This window comes from Acidocella sp. (assembly GCF_013044125.1).
Taxonomy (GTDB): domain Bacteria; phylum Pseudomonadota; class Alphaproteobacteria; order Acetobacterales; family Acetobacteraceae; genus Acidocella.
Map to the genome: position 1 here is coordinate 1 of NZ_JABEVC010000029.1, position 11,182 is coordinate 11,182.

General features: G+C 63.3%; 12 protein-coding genes. 9 read left to right on the forward strand and 3 right to left on the reverse strand.

The annotated features are described in order from the left end of the window. The 5 genes from lpxK to HKL97_RS01490 form a co-directional block, all read left to right on the forward strand. The coding region (gene lpxK, locus HKL97_RS01470) for a tetraacyldisaccharide 4'-kinase (RefSeq protein ID WP_408820568.1) at positions 1-773 on the forward strand (773 nt) is incomplete at its 5' end. Then, entirely contained in the window at positions 770-1,672 is a 903-nt protein-coding gene (locus HKL97_RS01475) for a lysophospholipid acyltransferase family protein (RefSeq protein ID WP_291422146.1), read from the forward strand. The genes lpxK and HKL97_RS01475, both read left to right, overlap by 4 nt. Positions 1,673-1,710: 38 nt before the next feature. Next, the gene (locus HKL97_RS01480; RefSeq protein WP_291422148.1) at positions 1,711-2,160 is read left to right on the forward strand and encodes a YcgN family cysteine cluster protein; all 450 of its coding nucleotides are present in this window, start codon (positions 1,711-1,713) and stop codon (positions 2,158-2,160) included. Further along, positions 2,157-2,864, forward strand: coding sequence for a M48 family metallopeptidase (locus tag HKL97_RS01485; RefSeq protein ID WP_291422150.1), 708 nt, complete (start codon positions 2,157-2,159; stop codon positions 2,862-2,864). Before HKL97_RS01480 ends, HKL97_RS01485 begins: the two co-directional genes overlap by 4 nt. Positions 2,865-2,904: 40 nt before the next feature. Beyond that, positions 2,905-3,915, forward strand: a complete 1,011-nt coding sequence (locus HKL97_RS01490) for a zinc-binding alcohol dehydrogenase family protein (protein ID WP_291422153.1) — start codon at positions 2,905-2,907, stop codon at positions 3,913-3,915. A 73-nt stretch (positions 3,916-3,988) separates the two neighbouring features. On the opposite strand, the gene HKL97_RS01495 is transcribed toward HKL97_RS01490, so the two are convergent. Next, on the reverse strand, positions 3,989-5,152 hold the full coding sequence (locus HKL97_RS01495; protein WP_291422155.1) for a TDT family transporter: 1,164 nt from the start codon (positions 5,150-5,152) through the stop codon (positions 3,989-3,991). A gap of 137 nt (positions 5,153-5,289) precedes the next feature. Here HKL97_RS01495 and HKL97_RS01500 point away from each other — a divergent pair, with 137 nt between their 5' ends. Both HKL97_RS01500 and HKL97_RS01505 read left to right on the forward strand, forming a co-directional pair. Further along, positions 5,290-6,171, forward strand: a complete 882-nt coding sequence (locus HKL97_RS01500; RefSeq protein WP_291422157.1) for a LysR family transcriptional regulator — start codon at positions 5,290-5,292, stop codon at positions 6,169-6,171. Positions 6,172-6,181: 10 nt separating this feature from the next. After that, entirely contained in the window at positions 6,182-6,511 is a 330-nt protein-coding gene (locus tag HKL97_RS01505; protein ID WP_291422159.1) for a non-heme iron oxygenase ferredoxin subunit, read from the forward strand. A gap of 314 nt (positions 6,512-6,825) precedes the next feature. On the opposite strand, the gene HKL97_RS01510 is transcribed toward HKL97_RS01505, so the two are convergent. Together HKL97_RS01510 and HKL97_RS01515 are read right to left on the reverse strand one after the other, a co-directional pair. Next, positions 6,826-7,020, reverse strand: a complete 195-nt coding sequence (locus HKL97_RS01510; protein WP_291422161.1) for a hypothetical protein — start codon at positions 7,018-7,020, stop codon at positions 6,826-6,828. A gap of 114 nt (positions 7,021-7,134) precedes the next feature. Continuing rightward, a complete protein-coding gene (locus tag HKL97_RS01515) occupies positions 7,135-7,773 on the reverse strand; it encodes a hypothetical protein (RefSeq protein ID WP_291422163.1) in 639 nt (212 codons plus the stop codon). 333 nt (positions 7,774-8,106) lie between these two features. Here HKL97_RS01515 and HKL97_RS01520 point away from each other — a divergent pair, with 333 nt between their 5' ends. Then, positions 8,107-10,455: a hypothetical protein gene (locus HKL97_RS01520; protein ID WP_291422165.1), complete on the forward strand. Its 2,349-nt coding sequence runs from the start codon at positions 8,107-8,109 to the stop codon at positions 10,453-10,455. Positions 10,456-10,554: 99 nt separating this feature from the next. Continuing rightward, positions 10,555-11,085, forward strand: coding sequence for a glycine cleavage system protein R (locus HKL97_RS01525; RefSeq protein ID WP_291422167.1), 531 nt, complete (start codon positions 10,555-10,557; stop codon positions 11,083-11,085). The last annotated feature ends 97 nt before the right edge of the window (positions 11,086-11,182 follow it).

The window sequence follows — 11,182 nt, forward strand, 5'->3', positions numbered from 1 at the left end:
CCACGGTGGTGGCCGTATTCCTAGACCAAAAAAAAGGCCCCGCCTTCGCGCTCACGCGCGGCTACGGCGGACGGCTGGCTGGGCCGGTCCTGGTGGATCCCTCCGTCCACGCCGCCGCCGATGTGGGAGACGAGGCGCTGCTGCTCGCCGCCGCCGCTCCCACGATCGTATCGCGCGACCGCGCCGCCGGGGCCAAGCTGGCGCTGGCCGAGGGCGCCGCCGTGGTGGTGATGGACGACGGGCTGCAAAACCCCTCGCTGATGAAAACGCTCTCCGTGCTTGTGATCGACGGGGGTTACGGCTTTGGCAACGGCATGCTGCTGCCCGCGGGCCCCCTGCGCGAGCCGGTGGCCCGCGCCGCCGCGCGCTGCCAGGCGGCGGTGCTCATCGGTGCGGATGAAACCGGGGCACTGGCGGCGCTGCCGCCCGGCCTGCCGGTGCTGCGTGCCGCGCTGATGCCCGATTGCGCGCAAAACCTTGGCCGCCGCCGTGTGATCGCCTATGCCGGGATCGGCCGGCCGGAGAAATTCTTCCGCTCGGTGCTCTCGCTGGGCGCGGATATTGCGGCCACCCACGCCTTCCCTGATCATCATGTCTACACCGCCCTCGATTCGGCGCGGCTGCTGAATGAGGCATCGGAGCTTGGGGCAACGCTGGTGACAACCGCGAAAGATTACGTGAAACTGCCGCCCCGGCTGCGCGCGGCGAGCCTGATGGTGAGCGTGCGGCTGCGCTGGGAAAACACCGCCGCGCTGGAGGCCCTGTTGAAATGAGCGATATAAAGCTGGCGCACCGCGCCGAGGCCCTGCTGGTGCGCGCCGTGCTCGGCCTGTTGCGAAACCTGGCACCCGCCACCTCGGCCCGAATCGCGGGCAGCGTGGCGCGCACGCTCGGCCCGCTCATCCCGGTCTCGAAAATCGCCGATAAGAACCTGCGCTTGGCAATGCCCGCGCTGGATGCCGCGCAGCGCCGCAAGATCATTGGCGAGACCTGGGAAAACCTCGGCCAGACGGTGGCGGAACTCACCCGCATCGGCGAGCTGCACCAAACAGACTCCGGCCCCGGCTATATCGTCACCGGCTGGGAGGAGCATGTGGCCCCGGCACTGGCCAAGGGCGGCCCGGCGATTTTCTTCACCGGGCATATCGGCAACTGGGAGATCATTCCCCCCGCGGCATTCTCGCGCGGGGTGGATATCGGCTTCATGTACCGCGCCGCCAGCAACAAGCTGGTGGACGATATCATCCTGCGCCTGCGCGAAGCCAATTTCGGCCGCAAGGTTATCATGTTTCCCAAGGGCGGCGCCGGCGCCCGGCAGGCTTATGCGCATCTGGCGCGCGGCGGGCATCTGGGCATGCTGGTGGACCAGAAGCTCGACAACGGCATTTCCGTGCCGCTGTTTGGCATTCCCGCGATGACCGCCTCGGCCATGGCCAGCTTCGCGATCAAGTTCAAATGCCCGGTGCTGCCGGTGCATGTGGTGCGCATCGGCCCGGCGCGCCTTCAAGTCATCTGCGATGCCCCCATGGCAATCCCTGATACCGGCAACAAGGACGCCGACGTGGCCGCCATGACGGCTGAAATGAACCGCATTCTGGAGCGCTGGATCCGCGAGAAGCCCGGCGCCTGGCTCTGGCTGCACCGCCGCTGGCCGAAAACCTTGTACAAATAGCCAGTGCCAATTGCCCCGCCACGGGCTAATATGCGGGTATGACTTTCTGGCGCACCAAGACATTAACGGAGATGAGCAAGGCGGAGTGGGAATCGCTCTGCGACGGTTGCGGGCGCTGCTGCCTGCACAAGCTGCGCGATGAGGACACCGATGAGGTAAGCTTCACCAATGTCGCCTGCCGCCTGCTGGACCTGAAGACCTCCCGCTGCTCGGACTACGCCAACCGGCGGACCAAAATCCCCGATTGTGTGCAGCTGACCCCCCGGAAACTCAAAACCGTTGACTGGCTGCCCCCCAGCTGCGCCTACCGCCGGCTGGGCGAGGGCAAGGATCTGCCGCCCTGGCATCCGCTCATCACCGGCCGGGCCGAAAGTGTGGCCGAGGCGGGCGCGGGCGTGGCCGGGCGGGTGTTGAGCGAACGTGACGCCGGGCCGCTGGAGCACCATATCGTCGAATGGCCAGGCAAACTCCCCAGGGTCCGGCGATGAAAGCCCCGGAACTCACCACCGAGATGATTCCAGTGCAGGGCGCGCTGGCTCAGGTGGCGTTCCGGCGCTCGGCGCGCGCCGCCAAAATCTCACTACGGATAGACCCGGCGCAGGGCGGCATTGTCATCACCCTGCCGCCGCGCGCCTCGCGCCGCGCCGGCCTCGCTTTATTGCAGACGCATGAGGCCTGGGTGGCGGAAAAACTGGCCGCCCTGCCGCGCGCCCTGCCCTTTGCCCCCGGCGCGGTGGTGCCGGTGGATGGGGTGGAGCATGTCATCCGCCCCGTCGCCGCCGGACATGGCGGCGCCTGGATCGAGGGGCGGGAAATTCTGGTCACCGGGGATGCGGAATTTTTAAGCCGCCGCGTGGCTGATTGCCTGCGCCGCCTGGCGCGCCAGAGGCTGACCGCGCTGGCCGCCGAGAAGGCGCGGCTGGCGGGGGTCACCCCCAGATGCGTGCGGGTGAAGGACACGCGCACCCGCTGGGGCTCCTGCGCGCCGGATGGCACGCTGGCCTTTTGCTGGCGGCTGGTCTGCGCACCCGCCTTTGTGCAGGATTATGTCGTCGGGCATGAGGTCGCGCATCTGCGCCACATGAATCACGGGCGGCAGTTCTGGACGTTGACTGAACAGTTGACCACGCACCGTCTTGCCGCCAGCGCATGGCTGGGCACGCACGGCCCCGCGCTGTTGAGGATCGGCTGATAGATTAAACTTACGCACCAATCGAGAAAGGTCACGCTTCGTGAAAGCTGTCGCATTTACCCATTCCCGGCCCATTTCGGCCACTGATTCTCTGGAGGATTTCGACCTCCCCGTGCCCGTGCCCCGGCATCACGATCTCTTGGTCGAGGTGAAGGCGGTCTCTGTCAATCCGGTGGACACCAAGCTGCGCCTCTCCGGCGAGCCGTTGGGAGAGCCGCGCGTGCTGGGGTTCGATGCGGCCGGGATCGTGCGAGAGATCGGCCCTGACGTGCAGCATTTCGCCGTGGGGGATGAAGTCTATTACGCCGGGGTTCCCACGCGGCCGGGCACGAATGCGGAGTATCATCTGGTCGATGACCGCATTGCCGGCCACAAGCCGAAATCCCTGAACTTTGCGCAGGCGGCGGCACTCCCGCTGACAACCCTGACCGCCTGGGAAATGCTGTTCGACCGTTTCCGGCTGCCGCGCGCACAGGGCGCCAGCGGCACGCTGCTCATCGCCGGCGGGGCTGGCGGCGTCGGCTCCATGGCAATTCAGCTGGCCGCGCAACTCACCAGCTTCACCGTTGTGGCTACCGCCTCACGCCCTGAGACCACCGACTGGTGCCGCGCGCTGGGCGCGCACCATGTGCTCAACCACCTGCATGATCTGGCGACGCAGTTCTCGCAGTTCAACCTGAACGCGCCTGAGCATATTTTCTGCGTCACGCATCAACGCCAGCATTTCAAGAAACTCACCGAGCTGCTCGCCCCGGAAGGCGCCATCGGGATTATCGAATCCGATGCCACAGCGCTTGACATCTCAACGCTGCTCAAAAAATCCGGCACGCTGCATACGGAGTATATGTTCGCGCGCGGTATTCTGAAGTCGCCCCAGATCACGGCGCAGCACCGCACGCTGGAGGCCATCGCGCATCTGGTTGATAACGGAACGCTGAAAACCACGATGACGGAGAATTACGGCACCATCAACGCGGCCAACCTCAGGCGCGCTCATGGCGCGATCGAAGCTGGTTCGGTTCGCGGCAAGATCGTGCTGGAAGGTTTCTGATCATCCGTAAGCACAGAACCTTCAGCGCATGGCCGAAGGTTCTGTGCCCATTTTGCCGGGCGGCTGCTTGCGGTTAGCTGTTCAGCCCCGTCTCGGGTGAAAGCGCGTTGCGGCTGGCCAGGCAGGGCGAGACGAACAAATAGCCCCGGTAGCCTCCGGCCAGCGTCCGCACCGAGACCATCAACCAGAAGCCAGCCAGCGCAACGACGAGTATGGCGCCGAATATGGTAAAAAACGCCATGCCCGTCTGCACGCCCAGGTTAAGCGTGGCCAAGGTGAACACGCCGAGCGGAAAGGTGAACCCCCACCAGCCCATGTTAAAGGGCAACCCCTCGCCCAGATAGGTGAGCGTGATGCCCGCGGCCATGAACAGCCACCAAGCGCCATAGCCCCAAAACACCAGCCCGCCGAGAATGCCCAGCCCGTGGGCGGCGGCGCCGATATCCGCCATGCCAAGCGCGCCCAGAACACCCGGCGCATCATGCCCCAGCAGCAGCAGGCTCAGCGCGCCGGTGCCAAGCGGCCCCAGGGCAAGCCAGCTGGAAACCGCCATATCGCGCTTGGGCAGCTTGTGCAGCACCAGCCGCAGGAACAGCACCACCAGCACGCCGCAGGCCAGCGGCACTGAAAATGCCCAGAGCGCATAACAGAGAAACAGCATATGCGCGGCGGCCGCGGGGGTGGCCAGATGCACCAGCAGCAGCCCGCCGCTGGCGGCGGTCACCTCCGCGGGCACAATCGGCAGCAGCCAGATCGCCGTCATCGAGTCAAAACTATGCGTCTGGCGGGTAAACATGAGGAACGGTACGAGCAGGCCAAACCCGATGGCCAGCGCCGCGTCGATCCACCAGAGCGTGAGCGCGATGCCAACCGCCCGCTCCCCGATCATCGCAATGCCGAAGGCGAGAAACCCGTTGATGATCGTCGCCAGCCCCATGGGGATGGCGCCCAGGAACATCGGCATCACCGAATGGGTGAAAATCGGCATGGCATCGCGCGTGAAAAAGATCCAGCGGGCCAAGTACAGCGCCGTACAAAGCACGAACAGCGGAATGTTGACCAGCCACAGCCCGACAGCGATCTGATGCAGGAATGGCAGATGCAGCGGGAACAGGTTGAGCGCCAGCGCCACCACGCCGGTTCCCATGGTCACGGTGAACCAGTTCGGCGTGAACTGCCGGATAATCTCGCGCGGATGCGCATGGTGCGAAAAAGGCTTGGACAAAGTGAACGACATGGAAAATCCCTTTGATTTCGGCCTTAGTATACGACGCAGTATATATTTAATAAAATCGAATGTTTTTGTTGTTTCGTTCAAATAAATTGGTTAATTTCATAGCCCGCTGGTAAGCCTGTTTCAAGAATTGAGTGACCATGACCCTGGAGCAACTCCGTATTTTCATCGCGGTCGCGCAGCGCGCGCATGTGACCAAGGCCGCCGCCGCGCTGGGGCTCGGACAATCAGCCGTGAGTGCCGCCATCGCGGCGTTGGAGACAAGGCACGGCACGAAATTGTTCCACCGGGTGGGGCGCGGCATCGTGTTGACTGAGGCGGGAGAGCAGTTTCTGGGCGCCGCGCGGGCCGTGCTCACGCAGGCGGAGACGGCGCAGGCGCTGCTGGAGGACCTCGCCGGAACCACGCGCGGACGGCTGAGCCTGCAGGCCAGCCACACGATTTCCAGCTACTGGCTGCCCCGGCATCTGGTTTCGTTCCGGCGCGCCTATCCGGGCATTGAAATCGCGCTGACCGTGGGCAATTCCATGCAGGTGGCGCAGGCGGTGCTGGAGGGCACCGCCGAGCTTGGCCTGGTTGAGGGGCCGGTGGAGTTTCCCGCGCTGCTGAACCTGCAAGTGGCGCGCGACAGCATGATTCTGGTCACGGGGCCGGAACACTCCTGGGCGGGCACGGAAAAACTGGCCCCCGCGCAACTTACCCAGAGCGAATGGGTACTGCGCGAGCCGGGCTCGGGCACGCGGTTGGAATTTGAGCATGCGGTGGCGGGGTTCGGGCTGAACATCGCTGATTTTCGCGTGGCGCTTGAACTGCCCTCCAACGAGGCGGTACGCGGCGCGGTGGAGGCTGGGCTGGGCGCCACCGCGCTCTCCGCCTCCGTCGCGGCCCCCAGCCTGGAAGCCGGGCTGCTGCGGCAGGTGAACTTCCCTCTGCCCGAGCGCGCGTTTCATCTGCTGCGCCACAGGCAGCGCACGCCCAGCCGCGCCGGGGCGGCCTTCAGCGCCCTCATCCACCCCGGCTGAGGCGCCGCGCATGACCAGCAAACCATCCAGGACGACATTCGTTGCATTCAAAACCTCAACGCTGGGGCCAGGCGAGATGCGAAAACTGGTGCTGCCGGATGACCGGGCGATCGCGATTTATAACGTCGATGGAAAATTCTACGCAACAGATGATTTATGCACGCATGGTGGCGCCTCGCTCACCGAGGAGGGCATTCTGAGCGGCCGCATCATAGAATGCAGCTGGCATTTTGGCAGCTTCAACGTCACCACCGGCGAGGTGGTGACAACACCATGCAGCAGAGACCTTAGAACCTACGCCGTCAGCGAGGCCGATGGCATGCTCTACATTGAGGCTTGAACCGCTCGCGGCATACTAAAAACCTGCAGCGGTTCCTGAATTTTTGATGGTAGAGCAATCTGCGTTTAGCTGGAACGATCTGCATCAATCCATACGCAGCCCGCTAAGTGACTGATTGGCCTAAGTGCGATCAGGCGCGAGCCATTTTTCTGAGGGCGATTCACGCTTTCGGCTCGCTCGGTTGAGCGGGCCTCAAACGATCGTACTCTAGTGGGACACGTCATTGAAAATGCCGCGTCCCACTAGCGTCATATTTAGCGCGCGCCGCCCACCAACCCGCGCGCAGTACCCTGCGTCATGAATGACGCAGGGCGCTAGTCGTCATCTCCGCCGTGCCAGCCCCAGCCGCCACCCACAACCACGCCAACCGGCGGCGCCACCGCATAGCCCGGACCATAGCCGTAACCGCCCGGGTAATACACGCAGCCAGCCAGCGACACGCTTGCGAGAACCACGGCGGCAATCTTCACCAAGGCGCGTGACGAAAATTTCATGGTTCGGAAAGACATTGGATACTCCTCAAATTTATGCGACTGAACGCAACCGCGACAGGCTGGACGTATCGGCAATTTAAGGCAGGTTTACGGCAGCAAGCAGGCGCGATTGCAAACAGCGCATGACCATTATTTGAGGCGGCGCACCCGTGCCTGCAAGGCCTTGCGCGCCCGCGCGGCATCCCGGCCCACCTCAAGCAGCCTGGGGATCTGCCCCGGGTGCCGCAGCACCGAAAGCAGGATGCGCGGCAGGTCAATCCGTCCGTTCTCTTTCAGCCCCTCCAGCGCGGCGGGCGGCAGAGCACGCTCGGCCGGGTCCGCCACCGCGCGCAGCACCGCGAACGGCACGCCGCGCACCCTGGCGGCGCGTGCGACGGCGCCGGATTCCAGGTCCACGGCATCAGCTCGCCCGCGGCGGTACAGCAGCGCCTTGTCGCCGGGCGAGACGGCAATTCGGTGCCCCGCCAGCATCGGGCGGCCCGTGGAGCCGCCCAGCAGCTCCATCAGCCAAGTGTCGCATGTGTAGGTCTGTGTGCTCTCAAACACGGCTGATGGCACCAGCACCGTTCCCGGTTTCAGGCCAGGCCGCAGCCCCCCGGCGAGGCCAAAGCTCACCAGCGCCTGGGCGCCCCCGGCCACTAAAGCCTCGGCCGCGCGCAGCGCACCCTCCGGCGTGCCGCCGCCCACCGCAACCGCGAAACCCGTCTGGCGTAGCAGCTGCGCCTCTGCGGTCAGGCCGGTGACAAACCCTATTTTGCTGTTCTTCATGCCAGGCTTTTACCATAACAAGCCTGTGGCGGAAAATAATCCTTGCCGGCGCAACCCTCTGAAACCGGGTGCCAAATCCTGGATTTGGGGACTTCCGTCCGGCCCTCCTCCGACCGCTGCGGATTGCTGCCGGCGCAACTCCGGCGGCGTACATTGGCAAAAATTAAAACTTAATTTATTAAATTTTTATTTATCCGGCTCAAATCAATTGTCCGTGATGTTTCTTTGTGTACATATACTCAGAGTAGAAAATATGTCCATTTGCGCCGCAATGCAACTCTGAATATGAATCGCCCTGACCGAAAAATGCTTTGATTAAGACAGGAGAACTTCATGGCCGCAACCGTCACCCTCTCCGGACCTGCCTATTATGCGGGCAGCTACAAAACCATCAGCGTACAATCGGGCACAGTTGTGGTCAGCGGCGATGGCGATACGGTGCTGAGCAGCGCCTCCGATGTCGGGATCATGCTTAAAGGCAGCAGCGGGCTCATCAGCGTTACTGGCTCCCACAGCACCATCACAGCCGGCATCCCCTCGTTCGGCGCCTCGAGCTATGACAGTCTTTATCTCGGCGGGAATTACAACACCGTCGCCGACTATGGGTTTCAGGGCGGCGGGGTCACCATCAACGGCAGCCATAACACCGTCGCTTCCAGCCAGAAGATCGAATCCGCGAATGCCGTCGTCAACGGCTCGTACAATACGATCAACAGCCTGTACCTGGGCGGCAATATGACGGTCAACGGCAGCAATGAGACGATCATCGTCGGCGCCGTCAACATCGTTGTAAACGGCAATAACGACACGATAACCTCGGTGCAGGCCAAGAGCATCGTTGATACCGGCAACAACAACACCTTCGTCAACGAGGCCATTCCCGGGCAGACTCTTCCCTATGACCTCATCAACGGCAACGGCACGGCGGGCACCAACACAACCCCAGGCGCCGTGGTCTCCATTACCGGCTCTGGCACCAGCCTTACCTCCCTTACCGACAACAATACCGTGGTAGCGGGCGGCGGGCAGAACACTGTCTCTGCCCAGAGCTACAATAATGCGATCTCCGTCAGCGGCAGCCAGTCCTCGGTGCTAACCCAAGGCACCAGCGAAACCATTGCCGCCTCGGGCGCCAGCGACACCATCTCCGCCGCCGCAGCCGCGGGGGTGAGCGTGAGCCCAACCGCGCCGTCGGCGGTCATCAGCCTATCTGGCAATTCATCGGTCGGTACCGTCTATAACACGGGCACGCCGATCGTCGATGTGGCCCCGGCCTCCTTTCCCGTCATCATCAATATCGCGAACAGCAATGTCAGCGTCACGGCCAATGCCGGCCAGACGATCAACGACTCAATCGGCGGCAATCATTTCTCGATTTCGGCGGCCAGCCTGGTGAACATCTCTGGCAACGATACCCTGCAGGTGGCCGACGGCACGAACCTCTCGCAGGACAGCATCAGCGGTTCCGTCGTCAACTTCGGTTCGAACGACCTTTATTACGGCATGTCAGGCAAATTCGCGAACGCGAAGAACACGCTCAACGTGGCCGGCAACAACAACACCGGTATTCTCTACGGCGCCAACCAAGATACGCTGAACGAAAACGGCACCGGCAATTTGTTCATCCTCGAGGCGGGCGGCGGCACGGGCACAAACGGCGGCGCAATCAATGTTTCCGGCGACAACGCGTTCATCGCCATGAGCGGCAACAATACCATCAACGCCAGCACCGGCGCGCAGATGGTCGTTCAGGCCAACAACAACGTCATCACCGGCTCCAACATCAGCCTGCAAATCATGGGTACGGGCAACCAGGTCAACCTAACCGGATCGGACACGGTCTCCAGCGCTAGCCCCTATACCTACGACAGCACGTTCACCCCCAACCTGACCACGCAGAACTCATTCACCGTGCAGAGCGGCGCGTTTTCTCTCGGCGGCCTGGACAGGCTGCTGCAAACCCAGGGCGCGGCGCAGATCACCCTGTTCGGCGGTAATGCCGTCACCCTCTCCGGCGCCAACGATACCGTAACCGCCGGCGACCAGATTTACGGCGGCAACACCATCGTCAACAACGGCGCCAATAACCTCATCGCCCTGCAGGAAACCAATTTCGCCGCCGATACCATCATCGCCAGCGCCAGCACCGCCGTCACCCTGACCGACATTCCCGGAATGCATATCGGCGCGAATTCCGGCAACGCCATTGAAAAACTCACCTTCATCGGCTCAAGCGGCACTTCCAGCACCATCCTCGGCAGCGCCAGCAATGCCGCCATCACCATGTCCGGCGGCGCCAGCAGCGCCAACGCCGTATATGGCGGCATTGGCGGCGGCAACAGCCTGAACGGCGGCACCGGCGGAGCAAATCTGTTTGTGGCCGGCGGTACCAACGACGTCCTAATCGGCGGCGGCAGCGGCAACAATACCCTCGTGTCGGCGGCGGGTAATGAAACCTTCTTCACCGCGGCAACCGGCACAGACCTCATATCCATCACCGGCGGCGGCGGCACCGATGTACTGCAGGCATTCAGCGGCAGCCTGCAACTGGCGAGCAATCTGAGCGTCCTGAGCGAGACCACGCTCGCTGGCTCGCTCAATGTCACCCTCAACGACGGTACAAAGCTCATCTTCTCCGGGCTGGCGAGCGTGACCCAGAACGGCGGCCTGTTCACACACTAACCCCCGCCCCGCAACCTCGCCTGGCAATCCGCGCGCTAGGCGAGTTCACCCGTGCGCCGATCCATGATACCCTGGGGCGAAACAACCAGGAGGTGCGCCATGACATCATCGCTCGTGCTCACATTCGTCTCCCATGACAAACCCGGCCTCGTGAGCGCCATTTCAGAGAAAATCGCCACTGCCGGGGGGAGTTGGCTGGAGAGCCGGCTGGCGCGGCTGGCGGGGGAGTTCGCCGGCATCGTGCTCATCAGCGTGCCAGATGCCAACGCCTCCGGCCTCACCGCCGCCCTACACAGCCTGGAGGAAACCGGGCTGCGGATCACCGTGGCCCGCACGACCCCGGCAGAACCCGCACTCAGCTACCGGACCCTGGAGCTTGAACTCCTCGGCCAGGACCGGCCGGGAATTGTGCGCGATGTCACCCACGCCCTGAACCAGCTTGGCGCCAACATCGAAGAATTCAGCAGCAGCATTGAAAGCGCGCCCTTCACTGGCGAAACAATGTTCCGCGCCGCCGCGCGCCTGAGGGTGCCGGGCGGAGTCACCACCGAGGAAGTCCGCAAAATTCTCGAACGCCTTGCCGAGGAAATGATGGTCGACCTTGCCGCCAGCGAAAGCGAGGACGCTTAGGGTCTGTTGATAAATAATTGAATCGTGGAGGGGAATTCTGCTCTGGGGGGATTCCGGCGCGGTAAGCGAATATTCTAGACTCGGTGTATGGTTGACG